The sequence below is a fragment of the Shouchella miscanthi genome (assembly GCF_007725405.1).
Taxonomy (GTDB): Bacteria; Bacillota; Bacilli; order Bacillales; family Bacillaceae_D; genus Shouchella; species Shouchella hunanensis.
Genome location: NZ_CP042163.1, coordinates 875,741 through 896,419, shown reverse-complemented (window position 1 = coordinate 896,419; position 20,679 = coordinate 875,741). Strand labels below are relative to the sequence as shown.

General features: G+C 40.0%; 27 protein-coding genes. 7 read left to right on the top strand and 20 right to left on the bottom strand.

All coding sequences use genetic code 11. The features are described from left to right. Positions 1-56: 56 nt before the first annotated feature. The 5 genes from FPV17_RS04275 to FPV17_RS04260 form a co-directional block, all read right to left on the bottom strand. Entirely contained in the window at positions 57-1,133 is a 1,077-nt protein-coding gene (locus tag FPV17_RS04275; protein ID WP_144558237.1) for a hypothetical protein, read from the bottom strand. A gap of 269 nt (positions 1,134-1,402) precedes the next feature. Continuing rightward, the gene (locus FPV17_RS21730) at positions 1,403-1,558 is read right to left on the bottom strand and encodes a hypothetical protein (protein ID WP_186370728.1); all 156 of its coding nucleotides are present in this window, start codon (positions 1,556-1,558) and stop codon (positions 1,403-1,405) included. A gap of 10 nt (positions 1,559-1,568) precedes the next feature. Continuing rightward, positions 1,569-2,330 (bottom strand): alpha/beta fold hydrolase, encoded by a 762-nt coding sequence (locus FPV17_RS04270; protein ID WP_035393104.1) that lies wholly within the window; start codon positions 2,328-2,330, stop codon positions 1,569-1,571. Beyond that, the gene (locus tag FPV17_RS04265) at positions 2,327-2,902 is read right to left on the bottom strand and encodes an LOG family protein (RefSeq protein WP_035393105.1); all 576 of its coding nucleotides are present in this window, start codon (positions 2,900-2,902) and stop codon (positions 2,327-2,329) included. The genes FPV17_RS04270 and FPV17_RS04265 overlap by 4 nt, the downstream gene beginning before the upstream one ends. Positions 2,903-3,013: 111 nt before the next feature. Then, positions 3,014-3,559, bottom strand: coding sequence for a helix-turn-helix domain-containing protein (locus FPV17_RS04260; RefSeq protein WP_246117125.1), 546 nt, complete (start codon positions 3,557-3,559; stop codon positions 3,014-3,016). 100 nt (positions 3,560-3,659) lie between these two features. Between FPV17_RS04260 and FPV17_RS04255 the strand changes: the two genes are divergently transcribed. Together FPV17_RS04255 and FPV17_RS04250 are read left to right on the top strand one after the other, a co-directional pair. Continuing rightward, entirely contained in the window at positions 3,660-4,349 is a 690-nt protein-coding gene (locus tag FPV17_RS04255; protein WP_144558233.1) for an AzlC family ABC transporter permease, read from the top strand. Further along, positions 4,342-4,656: an AzlD domain-containing protein gene (locus tag FPV17_RS04250; RefSeq protein WP_035393139.1), complete on the top strand. Its 315-nt coding sequence runs from the start codon at positions 4,342-4,344 to the stop codon at positions 4,654-4,656. Before FPV17_RS04255 ends, FPV17_RS04250 begins: the two co-directional genes overlap by 8 nt. A gap of 8 nt (positions 4,657-4,664) precedes the next feature. Here FPV17_RS04250 and FPV17_RS04245 read toward each other — a convergent pair whose 3' ends face one another. From FPV17_RS04245 to FPV17_RS04230, 4 genes are all read right to left on the bottom strand, one after another. Continuing rightward, the gene (locus FPV17_RS04245) at positions 4,665-5,570 is read right to left on the bottom strand and encodes an NAD(P)/FAD-dependent oxidoreductase (RefSeq protein ID WP_144558229.1); all 906 of its coding nucleotides are present in this window, start codon (positions 5,568-5,570) and stop codon (positions 4,665-4,667) included. A 75-nt stretch (positions 5,571-5,645) separates the two neighbouring features. Then, on the bottom strand, positions 5,646-6,065 hold the full coding sequence (locus FPV17_RS04240) for an Rrf2 family transcriptional regulator (protein ID WP_035393107.1): 420 nt from the start codon (positions 6,063-6,065) through the stop codon (positions 5,646-5,648). Positions 6,066-6,407: 342 nt separating this feature from the next. Continuing rightward, positions 6,408-7,223: an arylamine N-acetyltransferase gene (locus FPV17_RS04235; protein WP_035393108.1), complete on the bottom strand. Its 816-nt coding sequence runs from the start codon at positions 7,221-7,223 to the stop codon at positions 6,408-6,410. A 31-nt stretch (positions 7,224-7,254) separates the two neighbouring features. Beyond that, positions 7,255-8,085: a GNAT family N-acetyltransferase gene (locus FPV17_RS04230; RefSeq protein ID WP_186370727.1), complete on the bottom strand. Its 831-nt coding sequence runs from the start codon at positions 8,083-8,085 to the stop codon at positions 7,255-7,257. Between the two features lie 121 nt (positions 8,086-8,206). Here FPV17_RS04230 and fosB point away from each other — a divergent pair, with 121 nt between their 5' ends. After that, positions 8,207-8,617 carry a metallothiol transferase FosB gene (gene fosB, locus FPV17_RS04225; protein ID WP_144558225.1) on the top strand — a complete coding sequence of 137 codons (411 nt, stop codon included), beginning with the start codon at positions 8,207-8,209 and terminating at the stop codon, positions 8,615-8,617. A gap of 65 nt (positions 8,618-8,682) precedes the next feature. Here fosB and FPV17_RS04220 read toward each other — a convergent pair whose 3' ends face one another. The 3 genes from FPV17_RS04220 to FPV17_RS04210 all read right to left on the bottom strand — a co-directional run bounded on the left by FPV17_RS04220 (position 8,683) and on the right by FPV17_RS04210 (position 10,933). After that, positions 8,683-9,171 (bottom strand): DinB family protein, encoded by a 489-nt coding sequence (locus FPV17_RS04220; protein WP_144558223.1) that lies wholly within the window; start codon positions 9,169-9,171, stop codon positions 8,683-8,685. 65 nt (positions 9,172-9,236) lie between these two features. Then, on the bottom strand, positions 9,237-10,181 hold the full coding sequence (locus FPV17_RS04215; protein WP_035393142.1) for a helix-turn-helix transcriptional regulator: 945 nt from the start codon (positions 10,179-10,181) through the stop codon (positions 9,237-9,239). Positions 10,182-10,312: 131 nt separating this feature from the next. Next, a complete protein-coding gene (locus FPV17_RS04210) occupies positions 10,313-10,933 on the bottom strand; it encodes a DJ-1/PfpI family protein (RefSeq protein ID WP_144558221.1) in 621 nt (206 codons plus the stop codon). A 222-nt stretch (positions 10,934-11,155) separates the two neighbouring features. Between FPV17_RS04210 and FPV17_RS04205 the strand changes: the two genes are divergently transcribed. Next, the gene (locus FPV17_RS04205) at positions 11,156-11,914 is read left to right on the top strand and encodes a class I SAM-dependent methyltransferase (RefSeq protein WP_144558219.1); all 759 of its coding nucleotides are present in this window, start codon (positions 11,156-11,158) and stop codon (positions 11,912-11,914) included. 109 nt (positions 11,915-12,023) lie between these two features. Here FPV17_RS04205 and FPV17_RS04200 read toward each other — a convergent pair whose 3' ends face one another. The 7 genes from FPV17_RS04200 to FPV17_RS04170 all read right to left on the bottom strand — a co-directional run bounded on the left by FPV17_RS04200 (position 12,024) and on the right by FPV17_RS04170 (position 17,612). Next, positions 12,024-13,241, bottom strand: a complete 1,218-nt coding sequence (locus tag FPV17_RS04200; RefSeq protein ID WP_144558217.1) for an MFS transporter — start codon at positions 13,239-13,241, stop codon at positions 12,024-12,026. Between the two features lie 114 nt (positions 13,242-13,355). Further along, positions 13,356-14,237 (bottom strand): aminoglycoside 6-adenylyltransferase, encoded by an 882-nt coding sequence (locus FPV17_RS04195; RefSeq protein ID WP_144558215.1) that lies wholly within the window; start codon positions 14,235-14,237, stop codon positions 13,356-13,358. A gap of 13 nt (positions 14,238-14,250) precedes the next feature. Further along, on the bottom strand, positions 14,251-14,730 hold the full coding sequence (locus FPV17_RS04190) for a GNAT family N-acetyltransferase (protein WP_035393112.1): 480 nt from the start codon (positions 14,728-14,730) through the stop codon (positions 14,251-14,253). Between the two features lie 52 nt (positions 14,731-14,782). Further along, positions 14,783-15,841 (bottom strand): tetraprenyl-beta-curcumene synthase family protein, encoded by a 1,059-nt coding sequence (locus tag FPV17_RS04185; protein WP_144558213.1) that lies wholly within the window; start codon positions 15,839-15,841, stop codon positions 14,783-14,785. Positions 15,842-15,943: 102 nt separating this feature from the next. After that, a complete protein-coding gene (locus tag FPV17_RS04180) occupies positions 15,944-16,150 on the bottom strand; it encodes a hypothetical protein (RefSeq protein ID WP_144558211.1) in 207 nt (68 codons plus the stop codon). A gap of 75 nt (positions 16,151-16,225) precedes the next feature. Next, positions 16,226-17,023: an SDR family oxidoreductase gene (locus tag FPV17_RS04175; protein WP_060704915.1), complete on the bottom strand. Its 798-nt coding sequence runs from the start codon at positions 17,021-17,023 to the stop codon at positions 16,226-16,228. Positions 17,024-17,042: 19 nt separating this feature from the next. Next, positions 17,043-17,612: a hypothetical protein gene (locus FPV17_RS04170; RefSeq protein WP_144558209.1), complete on the bottom strand. Its 570-nt coding sequence runs from the start codon at positions 17,610-17,612 to the stop codon at positions 17,043-17,045. 116 nt (positions 17,613-17,728) lie between these two features. On the opposite strand from FPV17_RS04170, the gene FPV17_RS04165 reads away from it, so the two are divergent. From FPV17_RS04165 to FPV17_RS04160, 3 genes are read left to right on the top strand one after another with little or no spacing between them, the layout of a single operon-like run. Next, positions 17,729-18,436, top strand: a complete 708-nt coding sequence (locus tag FPV17_RS04165) for a tubby C-terminal domain-like protein (RefSeq protein WP_144558207.1) — start codon at positions 17,729-17,731, stop codon at positions 18,434-18,436. A gap of 13 nt (positions 18,437-18,449) precedes the next feature. Then, positions 18,450-18,578, top strand: a complete 129-nt coding sequence (locus tag FPV17_RS22355) for a hypothetical protein (protein ID WP_281284328.1) — start codon at positions 18,450-18,452, stop codon at positions 18,576-18,578. Continuing rightward, entirely contained in the window at positions 18,575-19,189 is a 615-nt protein-coding gene (locus tag FPV17_RS04160) for a class I SAM-dependent methyltransferase (protein WP_060704919.1), read from the top strand. The genes FPV17_RS22355 and FPV17_RS04160 overlap by 4 nt, the downstream gene beginning before the upstream one ends. Before the next feature lie 199 nt (positions 19,190-19,388). On the opposite strand, the gene FPV17_RS04155 is transcribed toward FPV17_RS04160, so the two are convergent. After that, a complete protein-coding gene (locus tag FPV17_RS04155; RefSeq protein ID WP_144558205.1) occupies positions 19,389-20,654 on the bottom strand; it encodes an acetylornithine deacetylase in 1,266 nt (421 codons plus the stop codon). Between the last annotated feature and the right edge of the window lie 25 nt (positions 20,655-20,679).

The window sequence follows — 20,679 nt, the reverse complement described above, 5'->3', positions numbered from 1 at the left end:
TTCTAATCATAATTAAACAAAAAAGCTCATCGTTATGCCGACAAGCTAGAACGTGCTTACAGTCTATTTGCAAAAAGCTTAATTAAGTTTAATTCAAACGCATTTCGATTGTAGTCACATGCAAGCCTCATCAGATGAGAAAGATCTCGCTTTAGAAAAGCCCAATACAGATTCGCTTTAAAATGAGATGAATCAGACGTTATAATGTCTTGTAACAGACAAACGGCTTTACTCCTCTCATTATGCAAAATAAAATAATGTGCCTGTTCTACTTTATCAATTTCATGAAAATTAATTTTACTAGGCATCTGCTTTTTATGTAAGTTTAAGCAAAAAGGGATAACAGTGGTCGTTACTCTCTTTGCAGCATCGAAATTTTCTGACACTTCATAGTAATGAATTGCTTTCCATAGATGACTCAAACTGCATTCGATTTTACTTGAAAACGCCAAAATATAACCAGCGATTTGATGGGCGCTTCCTTTGAAAAATGGTGGTGCCAATGGATTGACAATGTTGGCAAGGCAATTCTTTTCTGCTTCCTCCCAATCATCTGAATCCATGAACAATGAACGTGAATAATAATGAACGAGCCTTGTTAGTAAAACGGTCTTTACATAGCTCGGATCCAAGTTTCTTAATTTCATTACCATGCTTTCATAAAACTTCTCCACAGTATGCTGATCATTAATTAATAATTCATATTGTAAAATTAAATCAAGTTTAAGTTTTAACGAATCATCATGAACTTGTCCGTATAGTGTTCGTGCTGCTTCCATAATGTGTGACGTTTTGCCTTTCGATTTCTTCGATTCTCTGGCAAGGTCGTAGACTAGGATATGACCTTTTAATAACGGATCATCCTGGTACCGTTCAAATAACATTCCTTGTTCTTCTTCCAAGTTGTATAGTGATGTGTATTCAAAAGCTGCTTTCACACATGCATAATCTGTTACCTTCATACAATAGGTTGCCATTTGTTTCCTTGCTTCCTTTTCATCAAAAAAAGTACCTACTAACAAAACCACTTGTTCAAAATCCATTTTGTTTTCTAGACTAGTTAAATACTCGATTCCATCATCCTCAATCTTTTTACGATCCAACTGATATCGTTCCATAATTTCGATATGCATAAGTAAATAAATCCACCCTGTTAAATAATTTTATTTGCTTAGCTAATAAGAATATATTGAATCAACATTCATTCTTTACTACACTATTCGCTTCAAAAGATAAAAACCCTTTTTACGTTCCAGCAAATTTCCATGATCATCATTGGCTATCTGTTAAATCCAGTTAACGACTGTCAAAGACCGTATGTCGATGTTCAAGATGGGATTTTAGACTCTCTATTTCAACTAAAACGAGCCCGTTCCTTAAGAACGAACGGGAAGGAACATGCTCATTTCTTATTCATAAAAAACGTATAAAGGTCCCCACTTCTGTCAGAGTGGCCCCATTGTTCATATCGTTCAAATACATCATAAACACCTTGTCGCTTCCATTGCTCTTCTGTTTTAGCGGCAATCAAAGTTACAATTTTGTTTTCCCTTTTCAATGTTCACTCTCTACCACCTTTCACCTGTTATCCAGTTAAGTAAGACGGTATTAAAGGCCTGTGGATCTGCCAAACTATAGCCATGGCCGACACCTTTAAACACTTGATCTTGACAGAATTCATTCGCATATTTTATTTCCGTTAATGATCGCTTCATCATTCGGTTTTCTTTTTCGCCGACTGTAACAAGCATTTTTGTTTTTACAGATGAGAAAGAGCTTGGTAATAGGTAAGATAAGTTTTCTCGCATCACTCGTATCAATGTATAACGTTTCAGTTGCTTTGATTCTTCGAAATAGCGATCAAATTGTTCCTCTGGTATGTAGAGCACATTTGCCTGTGCTTTCGCGAATGTACGATACTTCGCAAGTGGATAAGATGCTTGCAACGCTAGTAATCCCCCTATACGAACGAAAGGAGTCGTGTTAACAAGCGCACTGTTAATCATCGCCGTTTCAAAAAAAAGAGGGTCTTTACTTAACATGTCGATAACAACTTGCGCACCAAGAGAAAATCCAATAAGATGGACGGGCTGTCCCTTTGCTTTCTCTTTTGCTAGCTGTAGACAAGACATGGCACTTTCTTCGATCGAAAACGCGCCTTTACTCTTTCCATGTTCAGGTAAATCTACAGCAAGACAATGATAGGCTGAGGAAAAAGCAGCTAGTTGCTTTTCCCACATCCAACTGCTAACCCCTCCACCATGAACAAAAAAAAGTAATGGTTGCAACGGATCTCCTGTTTCTTGAAAAGCGATGACACTCGTGCTCATCCTTCACTCCATTTTGAAATAGAGATTGGCTCATAAGCATCCAATTGTTTTAATAACGTTTCTGGGGAATTAGCGACAATGATTAACTCTTTATATTTGGGATTCATAAAGCCTTGCTCAATCGTATGATCAATCATTGTAAGAAACGGATCATAAAACCCTGCTACATTTAAAACGGCACAAGGCTTTTGGTGATAGCCAAGTTGAGCCCATGTAAAAACTTCGAACCATTCTTCTAGCGTCCCGGCTCCCCCAGGTAAAGCGATAAATGCATCAGATAGCTCTGCCATCTTTGCTTTGCGCTCATGCATAGTATCAACAACATCTAATTGATTGAGATGATGATGTGCAACCTCTACACGCATTAATTTCTTAGGAATAACGCCATGCACATGACCACCTTTTTCTAACATTTGATTGGCAATCGCTCCCATACATCCTACCTGTGCACCCCCATAAACAAGTCCACGGTCTTGCGCTGCAAGCAATGTTCCTAAGCGCTTTGCCTCTTCTATATAAATGGGATTTATCCCACTGGCAGACCCACAAAAAACAGCTACATTTTTTATCATTTGTCTAATTCCTCTCTACTACTTACATTTTTATAAGCGATCTCTCCATTATTATCTTTTCGACATGATTCTTATTTCCCCTGCACATGTCAAAAAGGATGATTTCGATTATCATCCTTCATAAGAAATAACAAAATGAAGTACTGTTAGTTGATCGGTTGGATTCTCATACAGATGAATCTTATCTCCACTGAAGCGTATGGCGTCATGTTCTTGTAAATGATAAGCTTCATCTTCTATACGTACAATGAGTTCATTCGTCATGACTGTTATACATTCATTTACCCCTTTAGGATGGGCGTCTGACTGGTAAATCGCGCCTGGTTTTAAATAGCCACGGTAAAGCTCATAATGGTTTTTTTGAAACATCGGTTCAACAATAAACTGATTATCAGAACTTGCTAATTCAAGTGATTGTTTTTTTCGAGAAAGTTCAACTCCTTCTTCAACCATTAATAATGAAGCAATCGGCACACTTAGCCCGTTAGCTATTTTCCAAACAACAGATAGTGTAGGGTTGCCCTCTCCTTTTTCAACCTTCATCAACGTTAACTTGCTTACATTAATTCTATTAGCAAACGCCTCAAGACTATAGCCCTGTTTCATTCGTAACTGACGAACTCGCTCGCCAATCTGTTGAGCAACTTTTTCTTCCAACTTTATCGCCACCATATAATTATAATAGACTTAAAGTATATTATAATATACAATAAGGTTACTTTAAGTATATAACATCTCACCTAAAGGGGTCTAGGTTATGAAGAATTCATCAACAAAAGCCGCTATCGTTGACGGGCTACCGATCGCTATTGCGATCGGTTCGTATGGCATATCATACGGTGTTCTCGCTCATCAAGCAGATTTCACCATTTTAACCGCTACCGTCATGTCTATGCTTATTTTTGCCGGTTCTGTTCAATTGGTCGCAGTCGCCATGTATGCCGCTGGTGCTACCATACCAGCAATTTTATTCGCTGCTTTTCTATTAAACTTGCGCGATTTTCTTTATGGAATGGATTTAGCAAGAGATTTAAAAAAAGTGAAGCAACCATGGCGTTTTTTCGGCATCTTTGGTATAAGCGATGAACCTTACCTTCTTGCCAAAGCTCGATTTATTAAATATGGAACTGATATCCGCTATTTCCTAACTGTGACGTTCCTATTTTATGCTGCTTGGGTAAGTTCATCCTTTATTGGTGTATGGGTTGGCGATCAAATAGATCCCATTCGTTTTGGGCTTGATTTAGCATTTCCAGCAGCGTTCACTGCTTTACTTGTCCCTGCTTTGACACATAAAGCAGCTTGGTTAACCGTTGGCACGGCTATCATCATTACAATTATTGCTGAATGGATTGCTCCGAATAATGGCTTTACCATTATACTTGTCGGCTTGCTTGCCCCACTCGTTGGCATTTTCACTCAGAAAGGGGAGCAGGCTCATGCTTGATCAATGGCTATTAATTGCGCTAATAAGTCTTTTAGTCTTTAGCATCCGCTACATTGGCTTGGAATGGTTAGGACGGGTTTCATTTTCACCTTTTGCAAAGCTATATTTTCATTATGTGCCGATTGCCATTTTGACAACCTTACTGGCACAGCAAGTGCTCAATCCTCAATCTACTGCCATGCTTTCTGTTCCAACGTTACTCGTATGTCTTTCCACAGGCATTGTCTATTTTTTAACAAAACATTTCCTATTATCGGTTATTCTCGGTGTTGTCTGTGGCATTGTTTTTCGCACTTTACTTTCCTAACAAACGAATCAGTTCATTTCGAAGTCTTCTACTGCCAACGCTTTTACAATGCCTGCTGCTGCCATACTTCCATCTGCAGCGGCTAGTAAAAGTTGCGGGGCTTGATTCATTGTCATATCACCGGTTGCATACACCCCTGATACAGTTGTCTGACCAAAACCATCTGTATCATACCCACCATTTTCATTTTCTTTGCAACCAAGCCGATCAGCAAGAAGGGAAGCTTGCGTTAGCGTACTCGTAATAAAACCTCCCGCCCGCTCTATTACACGTCCATTTGAAAACTGAATTTGTTTCAGCTGACCATCTTTTCCTTCGAGCGCTTGAATCTTCTCTTCTACTACTTGAATGTTTCTTGAAGCAAATGATGCCTTTTGTTCAGCTGAAAGTACGCTTTTTCCATTCGTCGCTAAGACAACATCTCTACTCCAATTCGTGATTAGTGTCGTAAACATGCTTACATGATCGTTTTCAGAAATGACAATCAGAGGTTGATCCCTAAGCTCCCATCCGTCACAAAACGGACATGGATATAAACTCGTGCCATAAAAATCATGGATGTTTGGAACATCAGGCAAGACGTCTTTTAACCCGGTCGCAAGCAGAATTTTGCGAGCTATCACCTCAGTTCCTTCCGAATTAACCCGAAACGTTCCATCGTCTTGCTTCTTAATTGTCTCCACTCGTTGTTGTCCCCATTTAATGGAAGGGTATTTCCGTAGATCTGCTAGGGCTTTTTGTCTAAACTGCGTTGGCGTCACACCGTCCTGAGTTAGATACCCGTGTGAATGCTGTGTAACTTGATTCCGTGGGTTAGCATCATCAAACAGATAAACGCTCCGTTTTGCTCTTCCTAAAACTAACGCTGCACTTAATCCAGCTGGACCGCCACCTATAATAACTGTATCAATCATTCCTTCATCTCCCTATATAGATATTGTAGATATTAAAGACTAGTTTTATCTTTAATTTAAATAAAAAGAGTACCGCTACTCGCGGCTCTTCCCTACCTCATCAGCGATATCTGCAATTGTTGTTTTGTCTAGCTCTTCTTTCAACCGATCTTCTGCTCGCGTCATTGCTTTTTCAATCAAACAACCTTTCCTTTGAATCGCATCTTCATGGTCTGAAGAGCATCGAAACAGAACGGACTGTCCTTCAATCGCATGAATGACATCTAAAAAAGAGATTTGTTTGCCATTCCGACTCAGGGTATAGCCGCCGTTCACTCCAGGTGTTGACTCAATTAGCCCTGCTTTTACAAGTTTTGTTAAAATTTTCGATAAGTAGGTTGGTGAGACATCTTGTTGCTTCGCTAGTACATCTACACCCGTTGCCTTACCGCGAGGCATCGTTGTTAAATAAACCATTGTATGCAAAGCGTAATTCGTTGCTTTTGAATATTTCATACCTCTCACCCTTAAACGTTATTACAGACCTTATTTATCTGTAATATACAGTAGCACGTGAACGGAGGGGCTGTCAATTCCTTAAACATCTCATTTTTCGTATGGATGAGTGGCTCCTATGATAACCTTGACACGCTCAACATTTTCTAATGATCAGCCGAAACTCTAGTTTACATTCGATCCATGATTCAATTGTCCCCTTTTTTCCATGAAAAGGATTAAAAGCCATGCACAAATGAAAAGAAACGACTTGATCATAGTCACCCACTTGCAATTATCATTCCTTGTTCAACGCTTTCCGGTAATATTTTTCACTAGTGGCATTTGTGAGGTTCCTTCCTTTTACTTAAAGAGTACTAGATTCTGTTGATGCAGAAATTCAATGCATTGCTGAATCGGTAATTGCGGTAAATGAAATTCTTCATTGAGTACGTGCTTTAACTCGTCTAGATCGTCCAATGTTCTCGTCTGCTTTTTCCCTGATTCATATCGAATTGAGAAGATATTATTTACAATCGATACACTACGTCTCTGATTTAATTGATAAAGCTGACATCGAAATAGCTTCATAAAGGTTGCTTCTTTTTTAAATGAGTCTTGAAAGAGCTGCTCAAAATCAGTGAAGTTAGCTGACTTAGTTACGTTAAATGACCAGCAATCTCCACTTTTATTCCCATCTAGATAGCGTTGGTAGTGATAGTGTCCATCCCCTTGATAAGAAAAGGTAATGACATCACTCCCAAATGACGGGGACTGAGTATCTTTATCTTCTAGCAAAATGGGGTTAAAGAAAGGTGCGGCAGCTCCACAATCAACATAATAGTGTTTACGTTTCACTATTACAATGATCCCCATATGAATCTCGCCTAATTTCACAAGATAACAATGAAAAGAGAGTGCTTGCAAGACCGTATAGAGAATCGAATTTTGAATGTAGCAAGTGCCACCAGATCCATAGCGATCATAATGAGTAAGAAAGGTTTCAACGTCACCAAGGAATTGAGGTATCTGTTGTTTATGAAAATAAATTTTGCTTATATTCTCAAATGGAAATGTTTGTAGATGAGAGAAACAAATTTCTTTTAAAAAGGCAAGGGTTGGGCTTTGCTGTGCAACATTTATACAAGAAAGGTAATCGTTTAGCGTTTTCACTTTCATTTACGTACTCTCTCCTTTAAGACTCTTTCTGTTAGCCAAAGGCTTGTGCCGCAATACTAATCAATGTTCCGTTGCGATCGGGAAGTTCTCCTTTCACCATTAAAGGTGGCGTAGCAGAGAGAGAAAAGCCAGATTTTTGTAAAAAAGCCTCCACACGTTCTCGCTTTTTAGGCAGATCGATTCGAACCCGACCCGAATAGCCTATTAGCAATGCACGAATGATATCAATAGCCCCTTCATCGGTTTTGCAAATGAGTGGACCGATTATTCGATTGTAAGGGGTATCGAAGGCTAACCCATAGCCATCAATTTTTTCATCTTTGTATCGTACATAGGCTTTACTAGCTTGCTTAATACGATCCTGTAAAAATCCTTCTCTTCTCTCTCCAAATGCTGCCGCATCTAGATCGACCACATCTTTAAGCATGAATTGCTCAAAGGACTGGGCATGTACGAAATCGTTAAAGGATTCAAATGAACTACTTGTATATTTCACGATCGTATCCGTTGTTTGAAAGCCTACTTTTCGATAAAGAGATTCACCCTCTTTTGTTGCAATTAACATAAGTGATTGAGTTTGTGCTTTTCTATTCATACACGCTTCTGTTAGTTTACGACCAAGTCCCTTTCCTTGATGGGACGGAAGAACAATGACCATACCGATCGACCCAATCTTTTTTTCATCGTAGGAAATAAGAGCCGCGCAAGCAACAAGTTTTTCATTGTCGTCAATTCCAAACACTGTGCCGTTTTTAAAAATCATTTCCACTTCTTTTCTATGGTAATCCCACCCAACAGCCTTTGAAAGGTGCACAATGGAACCCCACTCATCCTCAGTCAATTCACGTACGATTTCAGTCACTTTACACCCTCCATTGTATTTATCACAAGTATGCATTTATAATGATGAAGATTCACAAAAATCAATTTACAGTATACTGTAAATTGATCCATTTAGGAAAACAATTGACTTGGAGGTTCTTATGCCAATTAATCATCTTACTTTTTCTGTTTCGAATCTTGAAGAATCGATTGATTTTTATGAACAAGTATTAGGTGCCACTTTACTTGTTAAAGGCGAAAAACTGGCTTACTTTGATTTAGACGGTATATGGCTCGCCCTGAACGTCGAAAAAGCAATCCCTCGTAACGAGATTGCTCAATCCTACACTCATATTGCTTTTTCAATTGAAGAAGAAGCATTTGAAAGCACCGTTCGTAGACTAAAATCACTAAAAGTCTCCATCTTAAAAGGAAGAACGCGAGATGAACAAGACAAGCAGTCCATTTATTTCACCGATCCTGATGGTCATAAATTCGAATATCACACCGGAACATTGCAAGATCGACTTAACTACTATCGAAATGACAAAAGTCATCTCACTTTTTATTAAACACAAATTTGTGTAGCGTCATGTGGAAAAAGCAATGACGGGTTCTTCATTGCTTTTTCCTACCATCACACATATAGATCAAACATCGTTACCTCATAGCCTTTTTGCTTTAAATAAGTAAACAATTGCGCACGATGATGGAAGACGTGAGTGACTACTTCCATTAACCACTGAATCTGTGTCGTTCCTTTTTCAAGATAAAAAGCTGTCGTTTTTCTTGTCAAAAAGTCGTCATCACTTAATTGAAACACATACGTCTTATAGGCTTCTAACCCTTTATACATTTCATCAACCATTGCTTGACTAGTAGGAAGCGAATTGTATTTCTTTTCTATTTGTTGCACCTGCTCCTGTGTTTGCTCCTGCATAATACATAAATCGACTTCGGGAATGGCTACTAGATGGCGCATCAATTCTTCTAACGTGCGCATCTGTTCAGATGGTCGATACGAATAGTCGTCCTCTCTTACTTTATGTAGTAATCCCTCAATCGACCGAATTCCAACCTCTAACTCGTGAAATGCGGTTTCTTTCATTTGGCTAACAGCATTCATTCTTATCAAACTCCTTTCGTATCTTTCTTTTAGTTTAGCTCATAATAGTGACAACGACTGTCACGTTACACATAGTTTGTCCACATTGCTTGCACTTTTTCTTTAATCAGATTAATGGCTACTTGCGGTTCTTTAATAACGGCTTCTGGGCCTAGCGTCCAGATTACTTGAACAAAATAAGGAAGCTCCTGTTCTGGAACAACCGCTTCAATCCAACCGCTACCATCTTCTTCTACTTTAATAAACCGCTCTACATCAACAATCGATTGGGCTTTTCTTACCCCTGTTCGCGACAGTTCCACTAAAAAATTTACTGACTTTTCACCTGTTTCTTCCGCTTCGGACAGCCATTCTTGAACAGACTGGAACGGAAGATCTACAGCTTCCTTCCTCGTTTTCTCGACCTGTTTAATACGATCTGCTCGAAATAAACGGATCGCATTTCTCGTAAAACAGTAGGACGGACAATACCAAAATCCATGAGAACTGTAGAGCCCAATCGGCTGAATGATTCTTTCCATTAGCTCATCTTCTTTTTCATAGACGATTGTAATCGGCGTGTGCTCCACTGCTGCTTCTAATAACTCGTCTAAATGAAGCGCCTGTTTCTGACGAGGAGGATTCCAAAACGCAATCCGACCATTCATTTTTTTAATCCTCTTTCGAGCTTCCTGAGAAAAATGCTGATACAGTTTTTCAAGCGCATAGTCCGTTTCGGTTTTGAATGGCAGAGTAGGAACAAATTCCAGCGATTGAAAAGAAAAATAGAGTGCCATCGCCTCCGTTTCTTTTAAAAATAACGGCGGAAGCATCTTTTCAGCGATCACATAATAGCCACCTCCATGACCTACTTCAGAATAAAAAGGTAGCCCTAACCCACTCAATTCATCTAAATCTCTAAGAATCGTTCGATAAGAAACGTTAAATTCCTGGGCAAGCTCACGCGCTGTAAACTTATGTCGTTTATTTATGTAGAGCAATAATTCAATTAACCTTGTTGACTTTGACATGCTTTCACCCTTTTTCAAGTAATGATCATTTGCATGTATCATACTCCCTGCTCTTATAAGATACAATCATTACTCATATGCCATGTAATGTCTTTACAAGTAAAAAAGATTGTAGCGGAGTTTCCCCTTGGTTATTCCCATTCGATCGTCTGTAAGGTTCTATCTCGCATTTCTTTTCCGTATAACCTTTCAACCAGAGACAGCGTCATCGAGATTCCTGCTGTTATGCCAGCTGATGTAATCACGGAACCAGCATCAATATAGCGCACGCCTTTTACAACCTTTATCTTTTCGAACGTTCTTTCAAATAAAGACAGAGCGGATTGATTTGTAGTAGCATCTTTACCGTCCAGTAGTCCCGCCTCACCTAGAAAAAACGCTCCTGTACAGACAGAAGCAATCAGTGCATTGGGTTGAGCCCCTATCCATCCAATAATCTGTTGATCTTCCATTACACTTTTCATTGCTTTTATAGGACCACCTGGAACGAGTAGGACGTCAAAAGCAGGGCAGTTTTTAAATGAATAATCAGGTATCACTTTTAACCCATTATGGACCGTAATAGACTCCCCTTCTTTTGATACTGTAAATACTTGAAAGGGCTTGTCTTTTAACGCTAACTGATTCATAAAAAGCTTTTTAACATCACTTTCTGAAAAAACGCTCATCGTAAATACTTCGTACGGTCCAGCAAAATCTAATGCATCGACATAATCAAATAACAGTATGGCAACTTGATACGTTCGCTTCATAAACTCACCTCTATGATCAATATACCTCATAGGGGTATAATACACAAGTTGATTTATTCAGATTATTCTTGACAATATAGTTTCCAACTTGACATACTTACTCTATTGGAGGCCAAACCATGTACCCTTACTCTCATCCAACCTAACAACTTTATGGAATCATCCGCGGACCTCCCTCTATTCAGTTAAGACGTTTAGTGAACGGAATGGAGGATAAAAGAAATGGACAAATCATTATTTGATGTTTATTTACAAGAACAAGAAGAAGCTTTTAATGGTTGGGATTTTTCCCGTTTAACCTCATTAAATCGCTTTAATAGTAGTTTATTACCATGGTCGTATGGAGGACTAGCGTATGCCGCCATGCAACAAGCAAACGCCGTCCTCGATATGGGGACTGGTGGTGGAGAATTTTTTTCTGGACTTCATCCTTATCCACCTATTGCTTACGCAACAGAAGGCTACGAACCTAATCTAACGATCGCTCGTCAACGCTTACGTCCCCTTGGCGTTACGGTTGTTTTTTCTCAAACCGATGAGAACATTCCCATACCATCTTCTCATGTTGATCTTATTTTAAATCAACATGATTCTTATTCTGTCAGCGAGCTAGAACGATTGTTACAGTCAGGCGGAACGTTCTTAACTCAACAAGTCGGTGGAAAAGACTGTTCTGACTTAAATAAAGCTCTGGGAGCCCAGATAGATCCTTTGTATTCAAAATGGGATTTAGACCATGCACTAGCAGCTTTCTCTAATAAGCCGTTTCACATTCAAAAAGCACTAGAAAAGATCGGTGTGCAACGATTTTATGATGTAGGTGCGGTGATTTACTATTTAAAAGCCATTCCTTGGCAAATTCCTGATTTTTCTGTTGAGAAATATATACGGCCACTTCAGCAGATGCATGAGCATATTCAGTGTAAAGGCTATATTGATTTTATTCAGCATCGATTTCTGATTGAAGCGCGATTGCTGTAATGTAAGCGAAGATCTTGTCAATTTCATCTATTCCCTTCTCTTATTGCCCCGGAAATAATGACAGAAATTGCGATAATTAGAGGAAAAGAAGCTAAAAAGACCTTGAGAACTATACACGACTCAAGGTCTTTTTTTGTTTTATGCCATATAGAATCCAAGCAGCCGCTAACACTGCCATAAGAATACTCGCAACATAGAACACCATACTTAAATCAAACCAGAAAAGAATTAAAAACGATAACAGTGGTCCTATTGCAGCCCCAAGATCAACCATAACGGTGTGAACAGTCATCATCTTGACAGAGTCTGTTTTAGAAGCGGCTCCCGCAGCAAGTGTGTCCGTAACGGTCACAAACATGGTTGATGCAAACTGAAAGACAAAAATAACGATTAGCAGAGGAACAACCTTGTCAAGGAAACCTAAAAACCAAAACGTGACAATGCTAATGAGTAAAGGTACAAGTATGAGGGTTTGTTTATTGGTTGAGCGATCAACCATACGGCCAAATAGAGGGGCAATAAATGGTTCCCACGCCCAGCGAAATGCCTGTATTGCGCCTGCTAATCCAAGAACGCCAATGGTTAAACCCAAAATCGACCATTGCTCATCATAGCTTCGACCAATAAGTGTACTTAAAGAAGAAGCAAAAATACCTAAAACGATAAAACCCATTGTGGCACTTGTTGCGATGACTAAACGAATGTAAGGAGTGAGGAATGTCAGATCAAGGTTTTTATACTTATCAGCCGCTTCCTGAGCCGCCTCTTTTCCTTCTGTTTTCGGAATAAGCATATAAATAAATGGGAGAAGTAAAAACGAGCCGAAGGCAAAAATCGTCGTAACAGCCGTTATCGAAAAAACATCTACAAAGACGCCACCTGCCAACATTCCTGTTAAACCACCTAATCCCCAAAGACCATTGTAGAGACCCATTAAATTGCCCCGGTTCGTATCTTGAGACAATGAAACAACTGTCAATAAACCGCCAAGACGGATAAAAGACCATGCAATCCCCCAGAAAATTCGCATGATTAATAAAACAATAAACCCACTTGATAAGCCATAGAACAGCGTGCTGATCCCTGCTAGACATACGGCTACTACCATACCAACACGCACATCAAATTTTTTGTAAAAAAGACCGATAAGAGGTGTAATCGGTAAGCGAACGAAGCGATTAATGGATAAAAGTACACCAACTTGCCATACCGCTGTTAAACCAAATTCCTCCCAATTTAACGGTAACACAATAAACAACATTGCGTCTCCTAGTACGGCTACTGCTGTGATAAGCGCGATTGCCACAACTCTAGACTTTGAACTCATCCCCTATAAACCATCTCCTCACACTCTTATATGTACACAAGTGTAACGCTCTTTTAAAAACAGAACAATCAAAAATTTAGTTCTTTTTACTACTCTTGTTCACTAACCGTCCCTTTAGAAAATCTCCGTCGCCTCTTTTGACAACGACTGAACTTGGCGTATATACAGGAGCATATGCTTTTCTTCTTCTTCGTTATAAGGATAGGTTAATTGGCTAGCTACATCTCTCGCTAACGTACTAAATAAATCACATGCGGTAAAAAGAGAGCGCCAGAAGTCTTCATGTGAAGGGCCGCTATACGTGTGTTTGTACTGCTCCCATAACGGCTCAGGTAAGAACCGTTTAAAATACTTACCCATTTTTCCTGTAGCCACTGGTTCGCTTTGATTTTGTTGAATCCACCAAGAGGTCATATGATTTAACGGTATTCTTACAACACCATCGAACATTTCTTTAGCATAAGGGAGCTCATCTCGCCAAATCCCTTTCACAACATTTTGTAGACACCACCAAAACTCGTTACAGCTAGTTAAAAATTCCGCTTCCGATGGTTTTTTCACTCGATAATCTTTATCGGAAGCTGGTGCGATATCAGGCAAAATCCCCCTTTTATCTAGTAACGGTATGGTTAAAGAATCGTTTCTGTACCCTTCTTTCATTGACGCAATCGTCTCAACATGTAAATCAATTCGGTTGCCATCGGCAAGCAACATTAAGTACGTATAAGAACGATCGACATTCACGTTTCTCCCTAAAGCTTCATCGTGTTGAGCTGGCTCTTGCATAAGTAAACGCTTACCGAATTGATTTAACCACGCTCGCTCTTGTACAAATGGAGCCGTATTCTCTACCACATAAACAATGTCATAATCTTGAAAAAGGTCTTTCGGTGCGTTCTTGTTTGTTCTAGACCCATTCATATACACAGCCAAAATACGTTCATCTTCGCTGGCGATTGAAAGAATAAGATTCATCATTTCCTTTTCTGATCGCATCGTTTCTTCCTCCTTATACAAGTGACTTGATTAACTCAATCTCATCCCTTATAGGAATGCCATTTTCTGCAACGTGCGGAATTTCAGGCTTAAGCAAACGTGCTTTCTTTACGGCTTCTTTATAAAGCTTATGTAGCACATAGCCTCTTCTTTGGTAAAATGCTAGTGCATGTACATTATCATTTGTTGTCACAAGATGAATCGCTTTTATGCCCTTTTCTCTGGCACCGTTTTCTAAGGTTTCCAGTAAAGCAGTCCCTACGCCAACGCCTTCCTTCACACTATCTAACGACATCACTTCCATTTGTCCGTTGCGATACGCAAACGTTAGTAAACCAATGATGTCTCCAGCTTCATTTAGCGCAACATAGCCATCAAGTTCACTACAATCATAGACACCGCTGGCAACGACCATTAGTGGAGAACCCCATTGTTGGCTAAAAAACGCTTCAACGTCTGTTCGATTGTCTTCCTTTATTTCTCTGATTCTCATTTTGTTCCTCCTTGAAAAAGGCACCTCGTCAGATTCCGAGATGCCTTCATTGTTAAATCGCACGCTTAAACATCCAGCGATTCTGGAAGAAAAACGCCGCTGATTTTCCGCCTAGCTTAATAATTTCCTTTGCATCTTTTTTCAGTTCAGGGTTATTCGCTACTTTTCCATCAGATAAATAAAGTGCGTACAAGCCTTTCTTCAAAAGCATATGAAATTTCTCGTCAGGCAAGCCTTTCAATTTCGCGTTCGCTTGTTCATCTAGAAAGCGAAACCGCTCCATCATATCTTCCTTTGACTCATAGTATGCAGCAAAATTCATTTCATTTTCTAAGCGATCTTCCTCTTGATCAATAAAATAATCAAGCATAATGTGTAAGCCTTGGACCCAAGGAAAATAAGCTTCTTTTATATGCTTCGACTTTTCTTTTGTCCGCTCAGAGGCAGCAGCGTATGCTGCAAGTGTATAGAGTGCGAGGGTTGATGCCGCACCACAAGCAAACTCATACCAACGCATCCCTGGAACAAGGTGCTGATTTTCTTCATAAAACGCTTTTAACAACGGTTCACGCTTCTCTTCTTCCACATGCTTGTACACTTGGAAATCAATATAATAACGCGCAACTTCCTTCATGTCTTCTTTCATTACATCAAAACCAGGAAATTGCTGCACCGCTTCACGGCATCGTGTTACCAGCTTTTGTAAATACCCATCATCATGAAAGCCTGATCGATATTGATAGTAATCACTAAACTCTTTTTCAGGCTCTAATGTATCTAATAGCGCATTGTGAATGGAACGAAAATCGTCCGGGTTCGTGCTGTCATTTTTATCGCAAAGCGTATCTAAAAAATCACAAATCGACTGATACCCTACCATAAATTGAATATAGCGATCTTTATTTGCGCCAGACAGAAGACCGATAATACTGCCTCCTTCAGCGTGAAACGTTTTATCGCTAACAGTCCATGTTGCTTGCTCACGGATCGATTCGTCTTGTATCTTCATGGCTTCACTTTTCCAATGACGTAGCTCTTCATGAGCTTTAGGAATGGTTTCCTTCTTAGCGCGCGACACTACTTTAATTGCATTTGTTGGGACTGATTGCATACAAACTCCTCCAGCTTCATACCTTCCAATTTCTTTTTATTGTAGCATTGAATGCTTTAAAAACTAAACAAAATCCCCTTTTTTACTAAAAGGGGGAAAGGGCTATTCATCTTGGCTTTGAAATAAATCCGTTAGTATAGTAATAAGACCAACAATAAAGAAGATAATACTCGCATAATAAGCAATCATCGCTCCTGTAAATAAGGTGGGATCGTGTATGTCCATTGCCAACGCAATTTGAGTAAGACCAAATAATACAATGCCTATTATAAACAAACAGCGACCATACCAGACAACTTTATCGTTCATGTACGTGCCTCTTTTCCTATTTTTAATCATTATAATCGATTAGATGCGCAACCATTCGAAATTTTTTCTACATTTTCATCCTCTACGAAAGCCGCCTTCTGAATTAATAATTTGACCGGTAATCCAGTTGGCTTCATCTGTTAATAACCACGCAATGAGTCTTGCTGGATCATCATTTTCACCCATACGCCCAAATGGAAATTTTGGCTTCAAGGCCTGCCAAAGTTCGGCCGTCATATAACCTGTATCAACAGGGCCTGGGTTGACTGTGTTTACTGTAATGTTGTAATCGGCTAATTCATCGGCAATGGTCTCAGTTATCCCGGCAATGGCACCTTTTGCAGATCCGTACGCAATTTCGCCGCGCAGGGGACCTAGCTCTTGTCCAGACGTCATAAAGATCACTTTTCCCCTTCCCGTCTCCGGTTTAAACTGCTTTGTAAAATGCTGGGCAAGCAACAAACTAGATTGGGTGTTGACCACGTAATGACGAGAAAGGGATTCACTATTTATCGCCATTAAAGAACCATCACTCCCACTCATGGCATGATTACATACGAGTGCATCAACATGTACATGCTCGATGTTCTCGAAAAGTTGTGCAGGGGCACTCGCTTCCTCAAAATTTGCTGAAAACTCCGTTAGCGTCGCACCTTCTGTCAGCTGTTCTTTTATGCCACCTAAAACAGCTTCTAATGAATCGGCTCCCCAGTCTTGCTCTTTGTCGTGAATGCGGTAATGCTGGATGACAATGGATGCACCGTAAGCAGCACATTGCCTAGCAATGGCATATCCGATCCCTTTTCTACGACTAACCCCTGTTATCAACACGGTTTTATTCTGCAATGGCAACGTTTCTCGCTTAAATGGCATTCGATTGTTCTCCTTTTGTTCAAGCTTTTACGATCCACTCAAAAGTTGTCAGCGGTGTTTTTTTGCTCCATTCTTTTTCCTCTACTACAATCGTTACCTCTTCTTGTATCGCAGGGCTAACAACAAACCGATAGCCTTGCATCGCATCCCCACCACTTCCCTCTGTCATTTGGGCTCTGTATGGCTTTGACCCTTTTACGTTGATTGTAAAAATCCTCGTCCGCTCATGAAAATTGACCTTCTCTGGACGACAGACCATTTGCAGTAGTAACACTGTTGCATTTTGATAGGTTTGCAACGCTGGTATGCTATAAAGGATGTCGTCCTCTTCATGTAACAACGATTGAGGAATGGTGTTTACATAGCCCTTAGGTTGAATCATTGGCCTATACTCTTCCTCGTTAGCGGCGACATGAAAAATACTCGCAATCATTTCCTTTTCAAGTTGATAGGTTTGTGCCCATTCTTCCATTTGATCCATAGGCGGACAGCCTGGATTATTGTTTGTCATCACCTTACGTTTGTGTAGCAAAGCGCAAATCTCTTCATTTATCTCTTTGACTCGTTTATCCTCATACTCATCATGCATTCCATCATCCCTCCTACTTTAGTATAACATTCACTATTCGTAATGTTATCATTTACCTGTCTTTTTTATGTATACTGGTAAGAAGCATTCCTCAGCCTAGGAGGGCACCATTTGTTATGAATATTCTTTACGTATTTTTCCTTGTAGGTGTAGTCGCTATTCCAATTCGCTTCGCTTTCACTGGGAAGCTTGAGTGGCTCCAAGTTTTCGCCACAGGATTCTTTCTGCTTGTTGCCTTCCTATTAACCTTGTTTCTTCGGTGGCAAGGCAGAAAAGATCAAGACTATGTCCCACATCACAATAAAGCTGTCTTTTCTGTTCGATTGTTTGATCGCGTATCAACGAATAAAAAGCCGCTTTTCTTTCAAGGCGAAAAAATTGGATATGTCGAACGATCGTACAAAAAGAAATGGCACCGGCTCCTCGAATCACTTGCTCGTGGACAAGGTAGTCACCACCTCCAACTTCATTTTTCATTTGAAAACGGCACGTACCTGTCTTTCCAACAACATGATAAACGAAAAGAATGGCTTATTTACCAAAATAATACCAAGGTAGGAACTGCTCAGCTTGACTCAGCTCTATCTGCTTTGAAGAATGGAAAGAGTTGGATGTTTGTTCAACAGAATGACAGCACATTTCAATTGACAACCGAGCTTATTGGTCAGGAATTGCGCATCACCTGTAACGATTTTCTAATCGGAACCGGCAAACATGTTAGTCGTTATCAATATGAACTGTCGCTCTCTTCAAAAGGAAATAAGGAAGAACACTATTTCTTGTTAGCCGTTTATGTTGCCTTTCATTTCATTCATCGTAAATAAAGGAGATGACACTATGAATCATTGGAAACAAAATCGCATTAGAGCAGCACAACAACACCAAAATCCGATGGTGATGGCACGAATGCGCACTGGATTTGCGGTCATAGGTGACACGCAGTTCCTCCCAGGAGCCATGATATGAACACACAACAACAATTAAAAGAAGCCTACAACAAACAAGCGAAATACCGAGATTCTGCTATAACAGATGATTGGAAAACAAATGAAAGAGAAGGGTTTCTACGAGTGTTGCAACGAGAAAAGAAGACAAGTTTACTAGAGATCGGTGCAGGTCCTGGACATGATAGTTTGTATTTTCATCAACATGGGTTCCATACATTTAGTACAGACTTGTCCCCTGAAATGATTGCCATTTGTAAAAGCAAAGGTCTTGAGGCAGCAGAAATGAGCTTTTATCAACTCCAGTTTCCTGATGAACAGTTTGATGCTCTCTATGCATTCAATTGCCTGTTACACGTTCCGAAAGCAGAATTAAGTGAGGTGTTAAGTGAATTAAAGAGGGTGATAAAACCAAATGGTCTGTTTTATTTAGGTGTGTATGGCGGGAGAACATCTGAAGGAATATGGGAAGAGGATGTTTATGAGCCTAAACGCTTTTTCTCGTTTTATGAACATGAGCCTCTCCAATCTCTTTTATCCGCCTTTTTTTCCATTGAATCGTTCAACGTAATTCCAAGTAACGTCATTGGTGGAGACTTGGCCTTTCAGTCAATTGTATTACGAAAGGAATAACCTTTCGGGGTAGTCATTCATTTACAGTTGTTGGGGCCTATCCAAACGGGGCTGCCTGTAATCTTTGTACAGGTGATCCTATAGAGAAAGAGAAACATATTCAACAAATTGCAGCCATTCCTAAACCAAGTCACGATCCTATATTTGGGGAGCACGGTCCTTTAACGACATTATGGACATAAAAAAAGTAGCAAAATCGCTACTTTTTTTGTGTGTTGCACCAACGTACCATAAAGGATAAAAGGGATTTTGTGTACATAATCAGTTCGTCTATGTCGATTTTTTCATTTACTGCATGGGCGTGTGCTAATTTCCCCGGGCCGTATAGAATCGTTGGTATACCATAAGCCGCCAGCCACCCACCATCTGTCACAGTTGGTGACATATCGACCTTCGGTTGCTCTTTAAAGACCGCTGTATGCGCTTCTGAAATGACTGCAAACCCTGGATGCTTTTCATCAACAGAGAACGCTGGAAACACTTCTCCTCGATCAACAATCATTGACTCTCCACCCCACTCAAATTGTGGTAAATGATCACGTAACCAAACATCTCCTTTTGCTACCGCTAGAAGATGTGTTTCAATTTCTTTTGTTACCTCTTCAATCGACTCATTCGGATAAAAATGAACCGTCATCCATAACCGGCATTCATCCGCGATAAATGCGGGGTGCCTTCCTCCTTCAATCACCGCAGGATTAATGGTGTTTGTCCCTGACGGAAAACCAGGATAAGACTTTGTGACTGCCCAATGTCGCTCTAACTCTTGTAAAGCAGTAATGAGTTTTGCCATTTTCTCAATGGCGCTCGCCCCATTTACACCACCACCGGCGTGAATAAGCTGGCGTCTTGTCCCGTCGTGATGTGTAGTCGGGCTTTTAATCGTAATCCATCCAGTTATGACACCACCCTGACCTTGAATCGAACAGTGACTCGTATCCGCTACGATGGCATAATCTGCTTTATACCCCCGTTCACAGCATTGCTTTGTCCCTGCTTCCCCTACTTCTTCTCCGATAACCGACTGTAAAATGACGTCCCCTTTTAATTCAATGCCATGATCAGAAGCTAGCTTTAACGCAAACAAACAGGCAGCAAGTCCGCCTTTCATATCTGCAGCCCCACGACCATAAATCGACCGATCCTTTACTTTTGCAGCAAAAGGTGGCATCTCCCATTCTTCATCTTCTTCAACAGCAGCCACATCTACATGTCCATTTAAGATCAAGCTATGAAAGGCCTCCCTGTCTGTTCCTTTTAACGTTCCGACAACATTAGGATCGCCTTCATACACATCCCACTGGTCAATAAACATCCCCATTTCTTTTAAATAATTGGCAATATACGTTTGAATGGCTACTGTATTTCGTGCTGGTGGTGCTGGTGTTTGAAATGAAATTAACGCCTTCACTAGTTCAATAAGCTCATCCTCGCGTAAGTCGACTTGCTCCAATAGTTCCTTCATTTTTTCTCAGCCTCCTTAAATAAAA